General features: G+C 42.9%; 18 protein-coding genes. 9 read left to right on the top strand and 9 right to left on the bottom strand.

All coding sequences use genetic code 11. The features are described from left to right. The first annotated feature begins 261 nt into the window (after nt 1–261). Nucleotides 262–1887, top strand: a complete 1626-nt coding sequence (locus LEP1GSC192_RS00390; protein ID WP_036088565.1) for a peptide chain release factor 3 — start codon at nt 262–264, stop codon at nt 1885–1887. 609 nt (nt 1888–2496) lie between these two features. Here the strand turns inward: LEP1GSC192_RS00390 and LEP1GSC192_RS00385 are convergent. Further along, a complete protein-coding gene (locus LEP1GSC192_RS00385) occupies nt 2497–4578 on the bottom strand; it encodes a heterodisulfide reductase-related iron-sulfur binding cluster (protein ID WP_020767885.1) in 2082 nt (693 codons plus the stop codon). Nucleotides 4579–4844: 266 nt separating this feature from the next. Between LEP1GSC192_RS00385 and mqnC the strand changes: the two genes are divergently transcribed. Together mqnC and LEP1GSC192_RS00375 are read left to right on the top strand one after the other, a co-directional pair. Next, entirely contained in the window at nt 4845–5945 is a 1101-nt protein-coding gene (mqnC, locus tag LEP1GSC192_RS00380) for a cyclic dehypoxanthinyl futalosine synthase (RefSeq protein WP_020767938.1), read from the top strand. 91 nt (nt 5946–6036) lie between these two features. Further along, nucleotides 6037–6435, top strand: a complete 399-nt coding sequence (locus LEP1GSC192_RS00375) for a hypothetical protein (RefSeq protein WP_036088564.1) — start codon at nt 6037–6039, stop codon at nt 6433–6435. Here the strand turns inward: LEP1GSC192_RS00375 and LEP1GSC192_RS00370 are convergent. From LEP1GSC192_RS00370 to LEP1GSC192_RS00350, 4 genes are all read right to left on the bottom strand, one after another. Next, a complete protein-coding gene (locus LEP1GSC192_RS00370) occupies nt 6383–7516 on the bottom strand; it encodes a GGDEF domain-containing protein (RefSeq protein ID WP_020767944.1) in 1134 nt (377 codons plus the stop codon). The two genes, LEP1GSC192_RS00375 and LEP1GSC192_RS00370, sit on opposite strands and share 53 nt — an antisense overlap. Before the next feature lie 281 nt (nt 7517–7797). Continuing rightward, a complete protein-coding gene (locus tag LEP1GSC192_RS00365) occupies nt 7798–8112 on the bottom strand; it encodes a DUF3817 domain-containing protein (protein WP_020767962.1) in 315 nt (104 codons plus the stop codon). 253 nt (nt 8113–8365) lie between these two features. Next, entirely contained in the window at nt 8366–9199 is an 834-nt protein-coding gene (locus LEP1GSC192_RS00355) for a GerMN domain-containing protein (protein ID WP_020767979.1), read from the bottom strand. Between the two features lie 57 nt (nt 9200–9256). After that, on the bottom strand, nt 9257–9943 hold the full coding sequence (locus tag LEP1GSC192_RS00350) for an HAD family hydrolase (RefSeq protein WP_369749910.1): 687 nt from the start codon (nt 9941–9943) through the stop codon (nt 9257–9259). An 83-nt stretch (nt 9944–10026) separates the two neighbouring features. Between LEP1GSC192_RS00350 and LEP1GSC192_RS00345 the strand changes: the two genes are divergently transcribed. The 3 genes from LEP1GSC192_RS00345 to LEP1GSC192_RS00335 are packed head-to-tail and all read left to right on the top strand — an operon-like array spanning nt 10027 to nt 13132. Then, entirely contained in the window at nt 10027–11301 is a 1275-nt protein-coding gene (locus LEP1GSC192_RS00345; RefSeq protein WP_036088598.1) for a KamA family radical SAM protein, read from the top strand. After that, nucleotides 11298–12458, top strand: coding sequence for a D-alanine--D-alanine ligase (locus LEP1GSC192_RS00340; protein ID WP_020767955.1), 1161 nt, complete (start codon nt 11298–11300; stop codon nt 12456–12458). Before LEP1GSC192_RS00345 ends, LEP1GSC192_RS00340 begins: the two co-directional genes overlap by 4 nt. Continuing rightward, nucleotides 12455–13132, top strand: coding sequence for an iron-containing redox enzyme family protein (locus tag LEP1GSC192_RS00335; RefSeq protein ID WP_020767913.1), 678 nt, complete (start codon nt 12455–12457; stop codon nt 13130–13132). The genes LEP1GSC192_RS00340 and LEP1GSC192_RS00335 overlap by 4 nt, the downstream gene beginning before the upstream one ends. On the opposite strand, the gene LEP1GSC192_RS00330 is transcribed toward LEP1GSC192_RS00335, so the two are convergent. The 4 genes from LEP1GSC192_RS00330 to bfr all read right to left on the bottom strand — a co-directional run bounded on the left by LEP1GSC192_RS00330 (nt 13129) and on the right by bfr (nt 17011). Further along, entirely contained in the window at nt 13129–13476 is a 348-nt protein-coding gene (locus LEP1GSC192_RS00330; protein WP_020767949.1) for a DCC1-like thiol-disulfide oxidoreductase family protein, read from the bottom strand. The two genes, LEP1GSC192_RS00335 and LEP1GSC192_RS00330, sit on opposite strands and share 4 nt — an antisense overlap. A gap of 1 nt (nt 13477) precedes the next feature. Then, a complete protein-coding gene (locus tag LEP1GSC192_RS00325) occupies nt 13478–14656 on the bottom strand; it encodes a hypothetical protein (RefSeq protein ID WP_020767906.1) in 1179 nt (392 codons plus the stop codon). Between the two features lie 18 nt (nt 14657–14674). Beyond that, the gene (locus tag LEP1GSC192_RS20170; protein ID WP_052005191.1) at nt 14675–15841 is read right to left on the bottom strand and encodes an N-6 DNA methylase; all 1167 of its coding nucleotides are present in this window, start codon (nt 15839–15841) and stop codon (nt 14675–14677) included. 702 nt (nt 15842–16543) lie between these two features. Then, on the bottom strand, nt 16544–17011 hold the full coding sequence (gene bfr, locus LEP1GSC192_RS00315; protein ID WP_020767916.1) for a bacterioferritin: 468 nt from the start codon (nt 17009–17011) through the stop codon (nt 16544–16546). Between the two features lie 131 nt (nt 17012–17142). Here bfr and LEP1GSC192_RS00310 point away from each other — a divergent pair, with 131 nt between their 5' ends. The 3 genes from LEP1GSC192_RS00310 to LEP1GSC192_RS00300 are packed head-to-tail and all read left to right on the top strand — an operon-like array spanning nt 17143 to nt 20582. Continuing rightward, nucleotides 17143–18267: a thiolase family protein gene (locus tag LEP1GSC192_RS00310; RefSeq protein WP_020767946.1), complete on the top strand. Its 1125-nt coding sequence runs from the start codon at nt 17143–17145 to the stop codon at nt 18265–18267. After that, nucleotides 18268–19290 (top strand): glycosyltransferase family 9 protein, encoded by a 1023-nt coding sequence (locus LEP1GSC192_RS00305; RefSeq protein WP_020767925.1) that lies wholly within the window; start codon nt 18268–18270, stop codon nt 19288–19290. 2 nt (nt 19291–19292) lie between these two features. Then, nucleotides 19293–20582 carry an aminopeptidase P N-terminal domain-containing protein gene (locus tag LEP1GSC192_RS00300; RefSeq protein WP_020767981.1) on the top strand — a complete coding sequence of 430 codons (1290 nt, stop codon included), beginning with the start codon at nt 19293–19295 and terminating at the stop codon, nt 20580–20582. Nucleotides 20583–20867 lie beyond the last annotated feature (285 nt).

The following is a 20867-nucleotide window of genomic DNA, read 5'->3' as shown; positions in this document are numbered from 1 at the left end:
GCTGCTGGATTCGACAATCTCAAAACTCTGGGAGATAGGCGAGGAAAAAGGGGAGGGAAGCAAATCTCCCTCCCTAAGTGTTTTCCGGGGAAAAAAGCGTGATCCAATCTTTTTTACAAGAAATGAATTCGGCCGGAATAGTAAGACCTTTCGGTTACGCCGGTTTTACCGAAGGAATACGAATCCGTGAAGAATTAGGCTCTGTTTTCATGCTGACAAGGGCCATCGTTTCAAAAACGTTTCCTATTAGAGAGGGGAACCGTGTCGGAAAGCGTTATTGGCCAGAATATAGTGGAAGAAGAAACCAAACGTAGGAGAACCTTCGCAATCATTGCCCATCCGGACGCGGGTAAGACCACCCTGACCGAAAAGCTTCTTTTATACGGAGGCGCTATCCAACTTGCGGGAGCGGTGAAGGCACGTAAAAACCGTAAGGCGGCAACTTCCGATTGGATGGAAATGGAAAAGGAGAAGGGAATCTCCATTACTTCCGCTGCACTTCAGTTCGAGTACAAAAATCATGTATTAAATTTATTGGATACTCCGGGTCACGAAGACTTCTCCGAAGATACCTACCGCACATTGATTGCCGCAGACACCGCAGTGATGGTATTAGACGCAGGTAAGGGAGTGGAGCCTCAAACGATCAAATTGTTTAAAGTCTGTAGAGATCGTGGGATACCGATCGTTACGTTCGTAAACAAGATGGACCGCCCTACTAAAACAATGTTCGAACTTTTAGACGAGATCGAAAAAGTTTTAGGCATCACTGCTATCCCGATGGTATGGCCGATCGGAACCGGAGTGGATTTCAGCGGTGTATATAATCGTGTGGATAAAAAGATCTACACTTACGACAAAACACCCGGTGGTTCCCAAAAGTCTGCATTCCAAAGTTCCGGGATAGAAGATAAAAATCTGGATACGATGTTCGAAGACTGGGTCTTAAAACAGTTTCGAGAAGAAGTGGAACTGGTGGAAGAAGGGATTGCAGCTTTCTCCTTAGATGCGTTTTTAAATTCTCAGATCACTCCCGTGTTTTTCGGATCCGCAGTGAATAATTTCGGGATCCAGTTGTTCTTAGATCATTTTTTAGAGATCGCTCCTCCACCTTTGTATTTCCCTTTGAAAAATGGAGATCGTTTGGATCCGATCACTACTCCATTCAGCGGATTCGTATTCAAAGTCCAAGCCAATATGAATAAGGCTCACAGAGATAGGATCGCATTCTTGCGCGTTTGTTCCGGTAAGTTTGAAAGAGGATTGAACGTGAATCATGGAAGATTAGGAAAACCTGTTAAACTTTCTTCTTCTTTTGCGTTTTTTGGACAGGACAGGAACACTGTGGATGAGGCGTATCCGGGTGATATCATCGGTCTAGTAAATCCGGGAACGTATTCCATCGGAGATATATTGGCAAGCGGCAAGGTTCCGGATCTAAAACCTCTTCCTGTGTTTGCTCCTGAAATTTTTGCAACACTTTCCTGTGTGGAAACAGGCGCACTCAAAAGTTTCCGAAAAGGGATCGAACAATTAGCGGAAGAAGGTATTCTTCACTTATTCACTTCTCAAACTGTGGGTGGTGGATTACCGGTGATCGGCGCAATGGGTCAGTTACAATTCGAGGTTTTCAGAAGAAGGTTACAAGACGAATATTCCGCCCCCACGAATATCAATATTCTTCCTTACCAAGTCTCTTGTTGGTTGCCGGAAGAAGATATTCCTAAGGTTCCGCCTGGTTCCAATCTTGTGACGGATAGCCTAGGAAGGGCAGCTCTTCTATTCGATTCGGAATGGGAGAAAGGGTATTTCCAAAAGAAAAATCCTGAGATCAGGTTATTGGATTATCCTACACAAGACGTCTCTGAGTTAAACCAAGAATATTAAACGTTAAGATCCTACCGTAATCGGCCATCGGTGAATCTGGATTCCAAGTTGCAAGCGGAATGGGTAAAATGCGCCCCCACCCTGGCTTTGGGAGGGGGGAGTGGCCCGTGGGAGCTCCGGAATTCGCTTATCACAGAACTGAGTTTTCCGCAAGTCGATTTGCTCTGTTTGTAGGAGTTCCTACATAGAAAGAGATACAGCAAACGTTGTTAGATATTGAAAACCGACTTTATGAGAGTTTTTTTGAAAAATTACAAGAAAATGCAGGCAATCATTAAGGAGTTCTAATCCTTTCAGCCTAGTTTTTTATCCTAAAATTTCTTTCTAACGAAAATAAATAATTTCCTGTAGTGTGGTGTAAATTCCCCACGTCGTATATACTGTATTTGCACCAGATGATTCAGGGCGGGATGGAAACATTCCGCTTTTTTTTGTCTTCTCAATTCGTTACATCTGAATCAAGAAACTCCAACACGGCAGGCCATAGACCCTTGCTGGAATTCCAACAAACTCTCCGTGAACTCCGTGTTCTCTGTGCGAAATTCCTAAAACAAAAAAGCCCCGACGTTACCGCCGAGGCTTTTCCTATAAGAGAAGATAGACTTATTCTTATTTCAAGTTTTCCGCGACTAACTCCGCGATATCCTTTACTTTTACTTCTTCGATCTTTCCTTCTTGTTTTACACCGTCTGTGATCATAGTGATACAGAAAGGACAAGCGGTCGCGATCGTAGTCGCTCCGGTATCCAGAAGCTGATTGGATCTTTTGAAGTTGACCCTTTCGCCATGCTCTTCCATCCACATTTGAGCTCCACCTGCACCGCAGCAGAGTCCTTTTGTGTGGTGGTCGACAGGTTCTGCGAGTTTTCCACCGGATACCTTTTTGACCAGGTCTCTTGGGTTCTCGTAGTTGTCGTTATACCTTCCGATATAACAAGAGTCGTGGTAGGTATACTTACCTGCATTTGCATCTTCTGCGACGCCTACATCGATCTTTCCGTCTTTAGCAAGTTCGTTGATGAACTCGGAGTGGTGAACCACTTCGAAGTTTCCGCCGAACTGAGGATATTCGTTCTTAATCGTGTTATAGCAGTGAGGACAAGCGGTTACGACTTTTTTCACATTGTATCCGTTCATTGTGTCCACGTTTGCCTGTGCGAGTGTCTGGTAGAGATATTCGTTACCACCTCTACGTGCGGAATCTCCGGAACATCCTTCTTCCGTTCCTAAGATACCGAACTTAACGTCGGCCTTCTGCATAATTTTTACGAAAGATTGAGCGATCCTTTTGTTACGATCGTCAAAAGCTCCCGCACAACCTACCCAGTATAGAACGTCCACATTGGAATCTTCTGCCATGGTTTTTACACCAAGACCTTCCGCCCAATCCGCTCTGGAGTGCGCGGCAACTCCCCAAGGGTTGGAGTTGTTTTCCATGTTTACGAATGCACCTTGTAATTCGGCAGGGAAGTTGGACTCGACAAGCACCAAATGTCTTCTCATTTCCATGATCGCGTTTACTTGGTTGTTTCCAACTGGGCAAGCTTCTACGCAAGCGTAACAAGTAGTACATCCCCAAAGAGCTTCTTCGGAGAGGCCCTCGTATTTTCCAATGACAGCGGTATCTAATGCGGCAACTGCATCGGCAGCGCCTTCCGGATTGGTCTCTCTGATCTTGACTACTTCCGGCATTTTGTCCATAAGCGCATGTTTTAATTCCACGATGATCGCTTTAGGGTTCAAAACTTTTCCTGTACGGTTTGCAGGACATTGCACCTGACAACGACCACACTCGATACAAGAAAGTCCGTCTAGAAGGTTCGGCCATGGGAAATCTTCCGTTCTATTCACTCCCCAAACAGCGGTCTCATCTTCCAAATTTAATTTGGAAAGAGCGCCTTTAGGAGTATCCGATTGCAGGAAATAGTTAAATGGAGCGAAGATCAAGTGTGCGTGTTTGGATGTCGGAACATACAACATGAACGCGAATACGGAAAGAATATGGGTCCACCACATGATTTGGAAAACCAAGTCAGCGGAAGAATATTCCACACCGATCGCTTCCCAAACTGCTCCGATACCTGCTGCAATTGGAGCCGCATCATGGAATGGGTTTGCGTATTCTGCACCGACTGCTCTTGCTCCTTCTCCCAATAGGGTAGAGATCATGAGTAGGGAGATCATTCCGATTACGATTGCAGAAGCAGGTGAATGAACATCTAACCCTTTTGCTTTTTGGATCCAACGTCTCCATGCGAAGAAGCCTAACCCAACTAGTACCAAAATGGAAACCACTTGGAGGACTGCTTCGTAATAATGGTTCGCAGTTTCTCCGAATACACTTCCTACTAAGGTGAATTTGTATGGATCATCCAACGCATATCCAAATACACCGGAGATGAACTGACTGGTTGTATGCAGTAGGTAAGTGACGAATCCGTAAAATACGAATGCGTGCATGATACCGCGTAATGGTTCTTTGAAGTTCTTTTTTTGTAAGATTACGTTTAGTAGGAAACTTTTGATCCGGAATCCCCAGTTTTTGTGTTCCAGGAAGTTTTCGGTTCCATTAGCCTTTCTAGCATTAAATACAAGATTTAATCTGTAGAGAACGGCACGAACGAACACAACATTTGCTACGATAAACAGAGCCGTGAAGATCACGTGGAAGGCGATTTGAGAAATGGCCATAGTTTTTCAGGTTACCCTTTGTATTTGGATGGTCTTTCATAGCAGGCTACTGATTAGGAGGTGGCCTGTCCAGGAAAAAAGATACTTAGGCCTTTCTGTTGGAGTTCCTACATGCAGACTTAGGCCCGGTCCCTTCTTACTTGAAATTGTGTACATTTTTAACTGCGACTCAATCGCAATAAATGAGAATACAATGTAAAAAGGACGTGCATTTTTGAATAAAGAGAAAACTTTGAAGAAGTTAAAGAAGAGAACTTTCCATCCAGATGAGCCGAATATTCCCAAATCATCCCACAGATTCCATATTAGAAAAAGCCTTAGATGGAGAACGAATTTCTCCCGGGGAGGCATTGGAGCTGTATGAATCCGGAGACCATCTTAAAATTATGGCGACCGCTAGGACCTTGAGAGAGAGGATTCTGCCAAATACGAGTGCAAGCTACACGATGTTTCGAGTAGTGAATTATACGAACTATTGTAATGTAGAATGTAACTTCTGCTCCTTCATGGACGAGATCGGTAACGGAAAAGGGTACGTTCTTTCTAAAGAAGAAATATTAGAAAAAATGGATTATGCCGTTTCGGAAGGAGCGGACCAAATGTTTTTGCAAGGCGGTGTGTATCCGGATCTGCCTTTCGATTATTATTTGGATGTGATCTCTACCGTTAAATCCAAATACCCTGAGATGCATATACGTGCGTTCTCTCCTGTTGAAATTATCAATTTAGAAAAGATCACAGGTAAATCTTTATTCGAAGTTTTGCAAATTTTGAAGTCTGTCGGTTTGGATTCCGTTCCGGGAGCAGGTGCGGAAATTCTGACGGATAGAATGAGAAACATCATCTCTCCTAAAAAAGCGACCACAGAAGAATGGGTGCGTGCGATGGAAACCTGTCATGAAGCGGGACTCCCGGGAAGCGCCAATATTGTTTTCGGTTCCGAAGAAACCAAAGAAGAAGTTATAGAACATCTCACTGTGGTGCGTAATCTTCAGGATCGGACAGGCGGATTTTTATCCTTTATTCCTTGGACCTTCCAACCACAAACCAAAAGATTTAAAGTAAGAGCAGTTTCCACACAAGAGTATCTGAAAGTACTCGGGATCTGCAGGATCTTTTTAGACAATATTAAACATATTGAAACTTCCGTTATGGTGCTTGGAAAAGGTGTGGGGCAGTTGGCTCTTACGAGCGGCGCGGATGATATTTCTTCCGTAGTGATCGAGGAAAATGTGTTACGTTCCTTCGGTTTGAAGACGGAAAAGGAAGCGGTCAAATTTCTGAAAGAAGGCGGATTTACTCCTAAAAGAAGAGACCTTCTCTATAATTACGAAAGATACGAGGGAAGGGAACTTTCCGCAGTATGATCTTTTTTGGTAAGATGATATTTTTTTCCAAAAATCCAAGTGACTTCAGTCCGTTACCTTTCCTAAATAGATAGATTCGAACGGGGGAAGAATGAAAAAATTTTTGAGCTCTAAAATACTACAGTTATCCGCGATTTGTGGATTTTTATTCTTTGTATCGAATTGTTTGGATTCACAACGAGATCGGATCCATATGGATACGGGAGTCAGCGTAAAAACCTTAGGTCCTCATAAATACCAATTCGTGGCCATCGGAAGAGCCTCTGTTCCTTCCGTCGAAGAGCAGGACTTTTTCAAAATGAAAAAAACTTCCTGCGAAGCTGCAAAACTGCAAGTCACCCAAAGACTGGACGAGTTGGAATCGGACCAGAAGCATAGACAATTCTTCTTGGAACAAAAAGAGCAGAAATATTTCGGTGACGGAGAATACTGCGAGCTTACTTATATATACGAACTTCCTCCGGCCAAGAAACAGAAAGATCAACCTTAGTATTCAGCTTCGTAGCTTCTACTATCGTTACTCGGTTCCTACCGGCGGATTTGGATTTATATAATCCCGAGTCTATGGATTGGTATAGATCGTCGAAAGTAAAATCCTCATCATAAGATAGAATGGCAGCGCCTATGGATACGGTGATATTCACCGGCTTGCCGTTCGTATCTTGGATGGAAAGTGGATGAGATTCCACACCTTTCCGCAAAGACTCGCATAAAGTTTTTAGACTTTTAGGATCTACCGAATCCAAAAGAACACAGAACTCATCTCCACCGATTCGTGCACAAATATCCGTGGACCTGACTCTGGATTTCATGACTGCGGAAAGAGTTTGCAGAGCCTCGTCACCGACCATGTGTCCGTACTTATCATTGATCTCTTTTAAATGATCCAGATCCAAGATCACAAGTGCCATTTGGAACTGATGGCGTCTTGCTCTCTTCTTGAAGATATCGAATTGTTCTATCAAATACCTGCGGTTATAAAGATCGGTGAGATCGTCCAAGTTGGAGATCATTCTAATATGCAGATTTTTGGCCTTAAGCCTGAGAACGGCACCGTATAATTTTCTTTTATCTCGGTAATCCATAGTTCTCCAATAATTCATGATCACATTTCCGAAAGTACCTACGAAAAGATAGGTGAGAAGGATCGGAAATTCTTTCATTACTTCAATAGGAGAATCTCCCAAGTAGCAGATACCTAGGAACATCAGACAGAATACTAAATTTGTGGCAACCGCTGTGGTAGTGGTCAACCAAAGAAGAAGATTCATACTGAGTAAGATCGCAGATGCTTGATGTAGATAGACATTGTAGTGGACCTTATCCAAATATAAGAAAGGAAAGAATGAAATGAGAAGTGTAGATGAGGTCCAAACTTTGTAGAATTCCAGTTTTTTAGGGACCCAATCCTTTTTACGGGCATGTCTCCATAAAAAAACAAGGGAAAGAACGATTAACGTGATCCTGCTGGATTGAAGAAAAAGGAGAGATTCGTCTTCGAAGTCTCGCGAATTGGGCAGAAAATAAGTGATTAAACTGATTACGATACAGAGAGAATAGTGGGCAACCAAAGATTGGCGAATTTCGCTCCAATTGGTCTCTAAAAATCCTTGAGGATATCGATTAAAGAAGATTCGCTTTGACAGTAAGCGAATTCTTCGGTCTATGCCTGGGAACCACTTGAACATTTGTTTTTATTTCCGCATGGAAGGTCTCTTGGATAAAAACCTCCATAATAAGACCAGCGTTCGAATAGAACCTATCTTGCGGCAAGGACGAATCCGAATTTAGTCAAAAAAATTCCAGACAAAAGATTGGCGTATTTGTCAGAAGATTGGAATACCGACAAAACTTATTCCTTTTCGGATAGATTTTTCAATATGGTTTTATCCACATAGAATGTTCCGAACGGGATACTTGATGCCAAGAGTACGATCCAGGTCCTTTTTTTAAAACTCCAAGAGTTTTCAATGGAGAAATTGAATGTTTGTAGGAGGAATAATAGAAAAAGTCCTCCGTGGATTGGACCGACTATTTTGACTAAGTCAGGGATTCCTAACCCGTATTTAAGAGGTACTCCGACGAAAACCAGTAGAAGTAAAGAACTTCCCTCTAAAAATCCTAGAAGCCTAAGTCTTCCTAGATCCGTGCTAAAAAACTTTCCCATTATAATCCTCTGAAATACAGTCTTTCTACAATAGCAAAAAAGGCCAAAGTATACCTAGGAATACTAGAAAGATAGATGCAAGAAATCAGAACAATAAACTTTTGAATTTTTCCTGATCCGCCGTTTTTTCTTTGGAAATTGCTGATCCCAATGTGAGTAAAAATTCGAAAAAGGAAAGACTTATGGAAACTAAAATTAAGGGATATACAACCCAACGAATAGAAGAATAAAATTTACTTTGTAGATTTTCTTTTTAGAGAGTTGCGATCTTTCTTGGATTCTTAGTTAACACTTCCGGGATAGGAAGTCCTACACCGCCTAAAGAACGAACCTGCTTTCCGTTAATATAAAGTCGGATCCCTCTGAGGTCCGAGTTTTCCAGAATGCTATAGCAGATCTGATCCACTCGATCTTTTAGAAGTTCAGGACCGGCACCCGCTTCAAAGTCCGGACCGAGATACAATTTTAATACTCCATTCTCCAAGGAATATTCTTTGGAATATTCCATTCGATTCGGAAGTGCATTTAAAACGCCTTGGGTTTTTTCCTCCGCAGAGGGTCCCTTGGTGAGTTCTTTCATAATAAAAAGGATCTTATCTCCTTGGTCGAATTTCCTTTTGATCTGAACAAGCCTAGAGTGACTTTTGTTCCCTCTTCCGTAAAATTTCAGAAAGTACAGTTTGATCTCTCCTGGAGAATGATCCAAACGAATATTGCGAGAAGGACCGGATGCCAATTCCGGTTTAGGCATTTCGACGATAGGGATAAACATTTCTTCCGGATCGTTGGAGTCAGCCTGAGCGGATTCATCGAAAGAACTTTCTCCATTCTGCATTAACTCGGTCAAAATTTCATCTTCTGCCTGGTCCATTAATTGTTCATGGGTTTGTTTGCCTTTATTCTCAGAAGAAGAGGGGGATAACGGATTTGTTTTTCCGATGGTATTAAATCTGGAAAAAAAAGATGGGGATTCTTGTCCGGCGGGGGTGTTATTCTTATTCCCCATGGACTTATCCAATAATACTAAAACGAATAGAGCCCCCGTCAGGATATAAAGAAGCGATTTAAGTTTATCCGATTCGGGCACAATACAATTTTCGGCCGATCCGGAAACCGCCTTCTCTCTTTTTCCGAGGAAAATAGATCAGAATATTCGATCCAGGTCTTCCAATTGGGCCAGACTCACTTCCCAGTCCGGGATTTCTCCCTCAGGAGCGTGGCCATAGGCGCAGAACGCGAATGGGCTTCCGTTTTTGCGAGCCGCTTCATGGTCGGAACTTCTGTCCCCGATCATCAAGATCTCGTCAGGAGAAAAGGAATAATCTCGGATGTATTTGGCGACGATATCCGGTTTGGTTTTGATCTTCTCATTATCCAGGACCACAATCGGATCGAATAAGGGCAGGATCCCTGCGACTTCCAGGATGGTTTCTACATAGGGCCTTCTGCCATTCGAGGCAGCTAAGATGAGATAGCCCTTATTTTTGAGGGAAGTGACTGTTTCTTTGACCTTAGGGTAGAATTCACCTTCTCCTTGTCGGATCTTAGACACTAAAAGTTCCAGAACGGAGTCGGAGATCTGGTCTCTTTCGGACTCTTTGAGTTGTGGAACCAGGTTCAAAAAGATGGTTTTGACCGGTTTTCCGATCTCTAGCATGATCCTGTCCCGATTCGGGACCTCGAGTGGGATCCGAGAGTTCGTAGAAAATCTGCGGATTGCTTCCGCATAGGTTTCTAAAATGATTCCTTCCGAAGAAAATAGGGTTCCGTCCACATCGAAGGCAAGTGCGCGGATCCGTTTGGGATTCCAATCCATTAGCAATACAATCATTTTGGTCGGGGAATTCGAGGCATTCCTTTTTTCCTTCGCTTGATTTTCCCTGCGCGGGCATAAGGATGGGAAAAGAGTTCCGGATGGAGAAGTTAGGAAAAAACCGGGGAATAGCGGATCTAGAGTCGCCTGCAGATTCTAGAAAGAGTTTATATTCTTCTTTTGTCTGGACCGATTACAAGGCTCAACTCCAAAAAAGAGTGAGGGCGGAAGACCTTTCCAAATATTTTCAATTAACCGAATCCGAAAAGATCGGGATCGAAGAAACCATCCGACTGAATGTTGGAACTACTCCTTATTATCTGTCTCTCTCCGACCCGGAAGATCCGAATTGTCCTATCCGAAAAATGATCGTCCCAAGAAAGGAAGAGTCCTTCTTCTCGCCGGAAGAGTCATTAGATCCTTTGCATGAAGAGGATCTTTCTCCCGTCAAGGGACTCACTCATATGTATCCGGACAGAGTATTACTTTTTTCGAATCATGAATGTTCCGTATATTGCAGGCATTGTATGAGAGGGAGAAAGGTTTCCGATTCAACGGAAAGAATGGAAACTGCGGATCTGGAATTATGTTTTGATTATATTCGAAATCATCCGGAAATTTCGGATGTTGTGATCTCCGGAGGAGATCCTCTCAATCTTTCGGACTCCAAAATAGATTGGATCTTGGAAAATTTAGAAAAGATCCCTCATGTTAAAATTTGCAGATTGGGAACAAGAAATCCTGTCACACTTCCTATGAGGATCACAAACGATTTATGCAAGATCATAGAATCCCATAATACGGATCGTTTATCCATATTTTGTAATACTCAATTTAATCATGAGAAAGAATGCACCTCCGAAGCAAAGGAAGCGATCCTCAAACTCCTAAAAGCGGGAGTGAGTGTAGGAAACCAATCTGTGATCCTAAAAGGGATCAATGATGATGGAGAAACAATGCTTAGGCTCCATCGAAAACTTCTAGAACTTAGGATCCGCGCGTATTATATGTATGATCCGGAATTGATCCCTGGTTCCCGCGGTTTCAGGACTCCTCTTGCAAAAGGGATTCAAATTATTGAATATATGCGCGGGAAAGTTGCGGGTATGGGGATTCCACAATTTGTAAACGATCTTCCCGGAGGTGGTGGAAAGGTGAGTCTCGGCCCGAATTGGTATCTTGGATTTCATAAACCTACTCGCAATCATGTGTTCCGATCTGCTGTGAGAGGGACCTACCATTTGAGTCCCGAGCCGGTGGACAGCGAATATGAGGAAATTTATCCGGAGATCAGCGAGGAAACCTGGTCGAAGTTACTACAGAATTCCTATTCCGCATGGAAAGGCCTCGGTCCTTTAGGAGAATCCGGAAAATGAATTCACATTCTCCTTCCGTTTTGATCGTAGCAGATATCCAAAGTTCTGATATGAATCCAAAAGATGCGCAAGAATGGGAAGATATAAATTCAGTCCAAGAGATCAAACGGACTCTCGAAGAGTTAGGGGAGAAAGTGGAAATCATTGAATTTCCGTCGAAGCTACTACAAAAACTCTCCGATTATTCTTCCTTAGAGCCCGGGGATCGACCTGTTCTATTCCATTTGGTAGAAGGTTTCCGCTCTCGGAATAGAGAGGCTTTACTTCCGGGGCTTGCGGAATATTTCGGATTTCCGCATACCGGTTCGGATGTCTATGCCCAGAGTCTGAGCTTGGACAAACATCTTTCTAAACTGTTTTGTGGATCTGCAGGTGTTCCTACCAGTCCCTGGATGATCTGGGAGAAGGAATTTGTCGAAGATACTACATCGCGCTCCAATAGGCCGCGGAATATGGATTCGCTTGCTGATCAGAAAGAGGTGCGGAACTTGCCACGGAATTTGGATTCCACATTCCGCGGAGCGAGACTTCCTAAGGAATCAGAATTCCCAGTATTCTTCAAACCCAGATTCGAAGGCTCTAGCTTAGGAGTGGGAGAAGAAAACCGGATCAATGACAAAGCAGCCTTGGACCAATTTTTCCAAACCAAATTCCAAGAATATTCCTCCTGGATCTGTGAATCTTATTTGCCGGGAGAAGAATGGACATTGGCAGTCATCGGTTCCCCAACGTTTGGTTACAAGGCAAGTCAGGTAGCAAGGATTGGGTTGGAAAATTCTAGCGAAAGTTTATACGGAGAAATTACCAAAACAAAGCTGAGTATGCCTGAAAAATTATATTTCGATCTGGAAAAGGAAAGATCGGAGTATATCCAAAAGAATTCATTAGAATTATGTAAACTACTCCAAACTTCCGGAGCGGTCCGATTGGATTGGAAAGCCGACTCGGAAGGCAAACCGATGTTTTTGGAATGGAATCTGACTCCCGGCTTATCTTCGTATTACAGCAGTTTTCCGATCTGTTATTCGAAAAGTTTCGGAACGTATTCCGATCTGATGAAAGAATTATTGGAGATCGCGAGAGAAGAATTTTTAACAGAAAGATTTCTCTATTCCAAACTGAAAATAGAAAAACAAACGAGCGGGATCGACGGATGAAAACGTTTCGAGAAGAATTGATAGACCAGGTCCGATACCACCCCGTATTGACTGCAAATCGATGGTTGGAGGAAAAAGAAGAAAGGATGGAAAAGTCCGACCTTCTTCTTTGGTTGAAGCAGGAATATTTTGTATCGGTGGATTTCGTGAACTGGTTCTTAAACACTGCCGCTCTCACCAATTTTGTGCCTTCTAAGATAGTTCTAGTACAAAATATCTGGGAAGAATTGGGGGAAGGAAAAGAAGAAGATTCACATGTTTCTATTCTTAGAAAGTTTCTCTACGAGATGGGAGAGGCAGTCACACAGGAGGATATACTTCCGGAAACAAAAGCTTATCTGGATCTGATGAAAAGAATTACGACAACCGATTTTTATTCCGCCCTGGGAGCGCTTGGACCGGCAAATGAGTATCTTCTAAAATTGGAATATTCCAGAATGTATAAGTCTTATTCTGATCTGAAGTCCAGGATTATACTTCCCGAAGGAAAATTTTTCCAAGTGAATCTGGATGCTGACGAATCTCATTCTGAAAAAATGTTTAGGTTGATAGAATCCGTGGCAACGGATCCTGAAAAAATGCAAAAAGTAAGAGAAGGATCTAAACTTGCATTGGATGCACGTTTAGTATTTTATGAAGGTCTAAAGAAGACGGTGTCTCAGCTCTCTCGCTAAACCTTGGATCGAATCGATTTTAATAGATTCATCACAATCATCCCGAGCAGAGGGACCAAGGGAAGATAGAGAAGCGGAGAAATCCATCTCCAACCTTTTAAAGAATGAGAAAGTTTTCGGACCGCAAAAAATCCGGGATATCTCATGTTTCCGGAGATCAATTGTACATTCCCTGCTACGAATTTAGGCTCTAAACTTGGATGCAGTTCTTTCAGATCCTGGGTAGAAAGACCTCTAAAACTCACGAATTTTATGTTTTTGTCTAAGGAAATTTCAGACAAGCGGGAGGCGAGACCGGAACAAAAACCGCAGTCTCCATCGTATAAAAAAATATTCTTTTCCATATCAGGAATCGATCTTTTGTTTAGATTCCAGATCCTCCGGAAGGTTTCTTAAAAAATCGCAGACGGAAGGAATTTCTTTCTCTTGTAATCCGATCCAAAAATAGACCCAGATTCCTTCTTTTTGAAGACCGCTACATTCTTTTGCATACCATTTGGAGATTGTATTCTCCGCTCTGGCTCTCCAGAAAAGAGTAGGTGTTTTTTTTAACATCTCGTCCCAGATATCTCTTCCTACTCCTTCTCCTCTCGCGATCTCGTTCACCGCGAATTTGGAAAGAAATGTTCCCCAAGGAGTGTTTTGTAGAAGGGCACATCCTTTGTATTCGGATTCCAAAACGATACCGGAAAATTCCTTATTCCAAAAACCTTGTTTTAATCCTCTTCCGAAAGAATCCTCTATCAGTAAGTTCAGTCGTTTAGGATCTAAATTTCTAAAATCGGTATGGAATTCTATTTTATTCTTTTTTCTTAATAGAGTTCCGCTACCTTTGATGGTGAATAATTCTTTTAATAAACCCGGAGCGGAAGTGATCGCTATCTGGAGATTCGGATCTCCGGTGTATTCAAAGATCCGTTTGCATTCATTAAATAGGGACTGATCTTCTTTTTGAAGGTTTTCGGAAGATTCGAAATCTAAGATAGAGATCTTTTTATCCTCGGAATTATAAAGTCCGCTTCTAGTAGTAAGTAGAATTAACTTTTTGGTCCTCAGCTCCTTGCATAAATTGGAAAGGTAAGGATATATTTCGGATCCACCTTGGTCCGTAACGAATACGGGGATCTTCTTTTCTTTTATAGAAGAGAGGACGGATTCCAATGCTTGGCTTGGATTTCTAAACCATTTTGCCGGAAGGTTTCGGGAACCGGGAAGTTCTTGTCCTTCTTCCAATGAGTCCTTGATGGATTCCAAACTGATCTTGGAAGCGGGAGAACGATAGAACAGATTTGCGTAAGAGACTCCATCCTTTTCCAGAACGACTACGGGAAAAAGCTGTAATTTTTGTAATAACTTTAAATTGTATAAGAATGCTTCCGCGGACTCGGTCAAAGTTTCGGAGCTTGCATGTATGACCGCAAATTTTTCAGGCTCCAAGGACCGGAAGAGTTTCAGGAACTGAAAACTGTCCTTGGAGTTTTCTGTGACTTCTAAAAGTTTGAGTAAGATCTCCTGGTGATTCATCTCTCCCTGGAATCTGGTTTAGTCGATCCGGTAGGCAACTAATTTTCCTTTTAACTTAGCAATCGTGACGGATTGTTCTTTGTCGGACTTCAGTTTTAAAAAGCCTAAAAGGGAAGGATCTCCCGCCACTAAAGCTACATAGGAACCTGAAAAATTCTTTTTTAAGGTCTCTCCCCAGTTTGAATAAAGTTCGGAAACCGAATCCTTATCTCCCAAACGGACTCCGTATGGAGGATTGGTTACGATCTTTCCTTCTTTGAAGCCAAGGCCTGCCTCCTGGTCCTCTGCGGAAGCTACCTTCCAATGGATCAGGTCGGCGACACCCGCTTCTTTTGCATTCTTCTTCGCTAGGTCGATTGCATCTTCCGAGATATCGGAACCGAAGAGTAGGATCTCTTTGGAGTCCCATTCTTCCTTCGCTTTGCAAGGTCCGAAAAGTCGGGTGAAGATAGAAGATCTGGATAAACTTTTATAATTCACCCAGCCTCCGTTTCTCATTCTGAGTGCCGCCTCTATCAATAGAGTTCCTGAACCGCAGAATGGATCGTACAATGCCTCTCCCGGTTTCCAACCGGAAAAGCGGAGAAGCGCCTGGGCCAAGGTCTCTCTGAGCGGAGCTTCTCCCCCTTCTCTGCCATGACCTCTTCTTTGCAAAGGTTGTGCGTGTAATGCCAGGAATAATTTTACCTGGTTCATTCTGGAGCGAAGGTAGAATAATACCTCAGGCTCTTCACGATCCGCTTCCGGAAGTTCCAGGCCTTGTGCCCTGAATCTGTCGAAGATCGCATCTTTTAAACGATAAGTCGCATAACGTGAATCTTGCAGGCTATCCTTTGTGGCAGCGTCTATTCGGAACTTGGTGCCAGGAGAAAGTAATTTTTCGAAAGGGAACATCGCCGCGACTTCGTATAGATCGTCCGGTCCTTGAATGTCCTGCCAAGAAGACAATTCGAAACTGATCCCGGAAGAGATCCCGGAACTCAAACAAAAATCCCTGACTTTTTTAGAAGGTCCCTTAAAGAAAACTCCTCCTCTATTGTCGGAAAGAATTTCCAAGCCTGCTTCTTTGACTTCTTCTTTCAATAGGAAGGCAAGACCGTCTCCGCATGACGCGTGATAGGTGAGCGCTTCCGGTCTATCGAATTCGGAAAGAGAAAGTTTTGCGGATTGCCAACCGGCTCGGATACCTTCTCTATAGTGATCTTCTTCATAAGGGCGAGTTGGACGTTCGGAACGAAATCCTTCTTTTCCCCGTGGAGAAAAAGGACGTCTTTCGCTGCGACCTGTGTCACGGGAGAACGGCTTTCTGTCTCCGCGGTCGGAGTCACGGGAGAATGGTTTACGTTCTCCGCGGTCCGAATTGCGAGTGAACGGTTTGCGCTCTCCTCTGTTGGAATTTTCACCGAAGGAACTTCTACCTTCTCCTCTTGAGTTTCCGGAAAAAGGTTTTCTTTCGCTGCGGTCGGAGTCACGGGAGAACGGTTTTCTTTCTCCGCGGTCCGAATTCCGAGTGAACGGTTTCCGATCATCTCTGCTGGAATCCTTTTCACGATATGGTTTTCTGTCATCGTCGGAAAATTTACGATTTCCGGACCGAGCAGGCGGCTTTCTATCAATGCCTGAACGAGAAGGTTTAGAGTGTCCTCTTTCTTTCGGTTTGTCGGAGGAATATCCTGATTTGGAATTTCCGTCTTTGGAGCGGTAAGGTCGTTCTGAATCGCCTTTTTCTTTAGAGCGATAGGGTTTACGATCGGAATCTTTATCGGCACTCGAGTTTTTTGATCGAGTCGGTTTGGAAAAAGAAGAACCTGATTTATTCGCTGGCCCCTTCTTGCCATAACCGGAAGAAGGGGATTTTTTAGGAGATGGTTTTTTGGAATTCAATGCTTAGGTGATTTGTTGGGCCAAATAATTTTGGACCCCAATGGTTTTGATGATCTCTAGCTGGGCCTCGAGCCAGTCGATATGCTCCTCCTCGGAGACGAGGATCTTCTCGAGCAATTCACGTGTGCCGTTGTCTTTGTTTTTGGTGGAAATTTCTATCCCACGATTTAAACGTTCTACGGCATTGTATTCTACGTCTAAATCATTTTTTAGGATACTTTCGATATCCTTGCCTACGTTGATCTTCATGTATCTTTGCAGATCGGGAATTCCGTCGAGAAATAGGATGCGCTCGATCACTTGGTCTGCGTGATTCATCTCTTCGATGGATTCTTTTTTCATGTAAGAAGCAAGTTTATCGTAACCCCAGTTTTTATTCAACTTTGCGTGAATAAAGTACTGGTTAATCGCTGTGAGTTCGGCGGAGAGCACTTCCGCTAAGATATCGAGGACTTCTTGGTTTCCTTTCACGTCGTTTCTCCTACCTTAGATCACTATAAACGAGAGTGCCTATTTTGAAAAGCGAGATTCGAAAAAAGGCAGAGTAGATCTTTAAGTTTTTGACTTTGCTCGAAATCAGGAACGGGAAAATTTGTAGGAATATGACCTCGGCCTATGTGCTCGACTCACATTTAAGTAAATTCGGCAAGATTGATTCCGACTATCAATCGCTATCGTATGAGACTGCGAATCACTTACTTAAAAAGAACCCAGGCTTTGTTCCCGAATTTCTAATTTTTGCATGTATGGCCCCGGAACGTTATACGGGAGAAATTTTTTTACCGGCAAAGATCAAAGAAGATCTGGGACTTTCCTCCTTGTTTGCGATCCGTTCCGAGACTGCATCTTCCAGTGGGGCATCCGCTCTTCATCTGGCCCGTTACCTACTTCTATCAGGAAAATTTAAAAGAGGGATCGTGATCGGAACAGAGGTCATGAGTAGACTTCCGAGAGAAGAGAATAATTTACTTTTAGGTTCAGTGCTCTCGTCCCAGCAAAGGAATCTGGCTATGTCCATGGCCCAGGGCGGCGCCTTGACTGCTACCAGATATTTAAGGGATTTTGGATATACTAGAAAGGAACTTTTTAAATTATCCAAAAAGCTGCATGATAACGGCCTCGAAAATAAGATCGCGCATATTCAAAAAAACTTAAGCGAGGAGGAATACTTCTCCTCTCCTATATTCTCCAGTCCATTATGTTTATATGATATATCTCCTTTGTCGGACGGTTCCTGCGCCGTATTATTGGAAACGGATCCGGCAAGATTGAAGAAGGACCGTAAAAGAATTGAGATCACCGGCACGGGGCATGGACTAGGCCAAGTGAACTCCGTGCCAGGGGGCTTGAGTTTTCCTGCATCTAAATCCGCTTTCAAGCAGGCTTATGCGGAATCGGGTAAAAAACCTTCCGATATTCGGGTTGCGGAACTTCACGATGCATTCACGATCTTTGAGATCATTGCCTCAGAAGATGCAGGTTTATTTCCGCAAGGGAAGGCGCTTGCAAATGTAGCGGAAGGGATCACGGAGAAAAGAGGAAAACTCCCTATCAATCCTTCAGGGGGATTAAAAACAAGAGGTCATCCTGTGGGAGTTTCCGGTCTCGCCCAAATTGCGGAACTTTGTACATTTATGAATGAGAATGATTCGGACACTGCGCTCGGTTTATCCATCGGAGGATTAGGTGTGAATAATTTTGCGACCATCCTTGAGGCCAAAAAATAAATGTCTGAAAATATTTTAGTCATCCAAACTGCGTTTTTAGGAGACCTGATCTTAACGACTCCGCTTTTTAGGGAGATCAAGAGAAAATTTCCCGGTTCCAAAATGACTGTGATCGTGAACAAGGGGACCGAATCCGTTCTGGAAGCGAATCCTTGGATCGACCGGATCATACCTTTAGACAAGAAGCAGATTAAATCCTCCCTTTTCGGATTTTGGGACTTTTGCAAAGAATTAAGAAAATATAATTTTACGATTTGTATTTCTCCTCATTTTTCGTTTCGTTCATCCATTATTTCTTTTTTAAGCGGAGCCAAAAGAAGGATCGGTTATAGGACGGCAGGATTTTCTTTTTTATTGAATGAAAAACATCCGCGGCTTTTAAGAGGACCTCACGAGGTAGACAAACTTCTTTCTCTTATTTACACCGAAGAAGAAAGGCAAAAAATTTCCAGACAACCGGAACTATTTTGGAAGCCTGAGTCCGTCACCGGTATCCAATCCGAAATGAAAAAGAACGGTTTAGAAAAGGGGAATTATATTTTGGTTTCTCCTTCTTCCGTTTGGGAAACGAAACGTTTGCCGGCGGATAAATTTAAAACGGTCAGTAAACTTCTTCATGAAAGGACCGGACTGAAGATCGTTCTGACCGGAGGCAAAGGTGATTCTAAACTTTGCGAAGAAGTGGGAGAAGGTTTCGGGATCAATCTTGCCGGAAGGACAAGTCTTCCTGAGATGAGTTATTTGATGAGTGGGGCGGCACTTCTTGTAACCAATGATTCTTCTCCCATTCATTTTGCTTCCGCGTTTAATATTCCGACCTTGGCTGCTTTTGGCGCCACCATTCCCGCATTCGGATATACACCTTTGGCGAGTCGTGTGTTTATATCCGAGGTAAACGGTCTAGACTGTCGTCCTTGTGGAATACACGGGGGAAGGGTATGTCCTAAAAAACATTTTCGTTGTATGTTGGAACAGGATACGGACAGAATGCTGGAAGAAGGAATTCGTCTAATAAAAGGGTAATTATGGACCAAAACATTTTTCGAAAACGGATCCGAGAAGTTCAGAATCTTTTAAAAGAGTCGGAAGTATTACTTATATTTGCAGCCCCTCAAAAGATCCGTAATAGAGATGTGGAGTATAAATTCCGACAAGATTCGGATTATTATTATCTGACAGGCATCGAGGAAGAAGACGGTGTTTTGGTTTTGCGTAGGGACTTCTCCGCTCATTTTGCGCTTCCTAAAGATAAGGAAAAAGAAATTTGGACAGGCATTCGTCTCGGAAAAGAAGAGATCGAAAAAAGATTGGAGCTGGATCAAAGTTTCGATCTAGGAGAATGGGAATCTAAAATTTCGGATATTCTTACCAATCAGTTCACCTTATATCATTTTTTCGGAAAGGACTCCAAAAGAGATTCGGAGTTACTCGAACTTATCAGTTCTTTGAATAGAAGACTGAGGGAAGGTAAATTCGGCCCGCAACGATGGGAGATCCCAAACTTTCTTCATGAAATGAGAATGTATAAATCACCTGAAGAGATCGAAAAATTAAAAGAGTCTTCCAGGATCACCGCTCTTGGCCACGAAAGATTGTTCAGAGAGACCAAGATCGGGATGTACGAATTCGAATTAGAGTCCATTCTGGAATCCGAATATTTAAAACATGGAGCCTGGGGTGGGGGGTACGGGCATATTGTAGCCGCAGGAAAAAATGCCACCATTCTTCATTATACCACCAATCGTGCGAAGATCGGCGATAACGAACTGATTTTAGTGGACAGTGGAGCTGAGAAGGATTATTATACCGCCGACGTTACTCGCGTTTTCCCTTCGGGAAAAAAATTCACTTCGGAACAAAGAACCATTTACCAATTAGTTTTGGATGTGCAAAAACAAGCGATCTTGGATACAAAACAAGGCGTGGAGTTCAATGCAGTCCATGAAAAGACCGTCAAAAATTTGACCACCGGATTGATCGATCTGGGTTTATTGAAGGGCGAACTTTCTGAGATCATAGAGAAGGGAGAATACCGCAGATTTTATATGCATAGAACCGGTCATTATCTCGGAATGGATGTGCATGATGTGGGCCGTTATTTTGAGAATGGAAAAAGTAAACCTATGCAGAACGGACTTGTGGTCACTGTGGAACCCGGATTATATTTTGATCCAACAGATGAAACAATCCCGGCAGGTTTTAGAGGGATCGGAGTTCGAATAGAAGACGATGTTCTTGTAAACGGTGATAATCCGATCGTTCTAACTTCTATGATTGCAAAAGAAGTGGATGAGATCGAGTCGATGAGGGCTTGATCTTTTTTTCCATTCTATTCTGAATCTTTACTCATACAAGATGTAAGATGTTGGAATACCAACATCCTTTAGTATATCCCGCGGAATATTGGTTCCAGGGATTCTTTTGCGAGAGGAAGCTGTGGCGGTTTTGTGATTGACTACGGTTTCAAATTCTTGTTTACGTCTCCAAACTTTTCGTCTTAGTTGCAAGATTTTATCTAAGACGAACTAAATTCAAAAATTTTAATATTCATTCCGTTTTTCATTTGAAGATATTTGTTTCATATTATGGATTCGATCCAA

This window comes from Leptospira sp. B5-022, from assembly GCF_000347035.1.
GTDB classification, from domain to species: domain Bacteria; phylum Spirochaetota; class Leptospiria; order Leptospirales; family Leptospiraceae; genus Leptospira_B; species Leptospira_B cinconiae.
This window is presented reverse-complemented; position numbering and strand designations above follow the sequence as displayed.

What these genes read in the sequence shown, in the direction of transcription:
- LEP1GSC192_RS00385 (WP_020767885.1), bottom strand. Translation starts at nt 4,578, where the DNA reads ATGGCCATTTCTCAAATCGCCTTCCACGTGATCTTCACGGCTCTGTTT.
- mqnC (WP_020767938.1), top strand. Translation starts at nt 4,845, where the DNA reads ATGAGCCGAATATTCCCAAATCATCCCACAGATTCCATATTAGAAAAA.
- LEP1GSC192_RS00375 (WP_036088564.1), top strand. Translation starts at nt 6,037, where the DNA reads ATGAAAAAATTTTTGAGCTCTAAAATACTACAGTTATCCGCGATTTGT.
- LEP1GSC192_RS00365 (WP_020767962.1), bottom strand. Translation starts at nt 8,112, where the DNA reads ATGGGAAAGTTTTTTAGCACGGATCTAGGAAGACTTAGGCTTCTAGGA.
- LEP1GSC192_RS00350 (WP_369749910.1), bottom strand. Translation starts at nt 9,943, where the DNA reads ATGATTGTATTGCTAATGGATTGGAATCCCAAACGGATCCGCGCACTT.
- LEP1GSC192_RS00345 (WP_036088598.1), top strand. Translation starts at nt 10,027, where the DNA reads ATGGAGAAGTTAGGAAAAAACCGGGGAATAGCGGATCTAGAGTCGCCT.
- LEP1GSC192_RS00340 (WP_020767955.1), top strand. Translation starts at nt 11,298, where the DNA reads ATGAATTCACATTCTCCTTCCGTTTTGATCGTAGCAGATATCCAAAGT.
- LEP1GSC192_RS00335 (WP_020767913.1), top strand. Translation starts at nt 12,455, where the DNA reads ATGAAAACGTTTCGAGAAGAATTGATAGACCAGGTCCGATACCACCCC.
- LEP1GSC192_RS00330 (WP_020767949.1), bottom strand. Translation starts at nt 13,476, where the DNA reads ATGGAAAAGAATATTTTTTTATACGATGGAGACTGCGGTTTTTGTTCC.
- LEP1GSC192_RS00325 (WP_020767906.1), bottom strand. Translation starts at nt 14,656, where the DNA reads ATGAATCACCAGGAGATCTTACTCAAACTTTTAGAAGTCACAGAAAAC.
- LEP1GSC192_RS00310 (WP_020767946.1), top strand. Translation starts at nt 17,143, where the DNA reads ATGACCTCGGCCTATGTGCTCGACTCACATTTAAGTAAATTCGGCAAG.
- LEP1GSC192_RS00305 (WP_020767925.1), top strand. Translation starts at nt 18,268, where the DNA reads ATGTCTGAAAATATTTTAGTCATCCAAACTGCGTTTTTAGGAGACCTG.
- LEP1GSC192_RS00300 (WP_020767981.1), top strand. Translation starts at nt 19,293, where the DNA reads ATGGACCAAAACATTTTTCGAAAACGGATCCGAGAAGTTCAGAATCTT.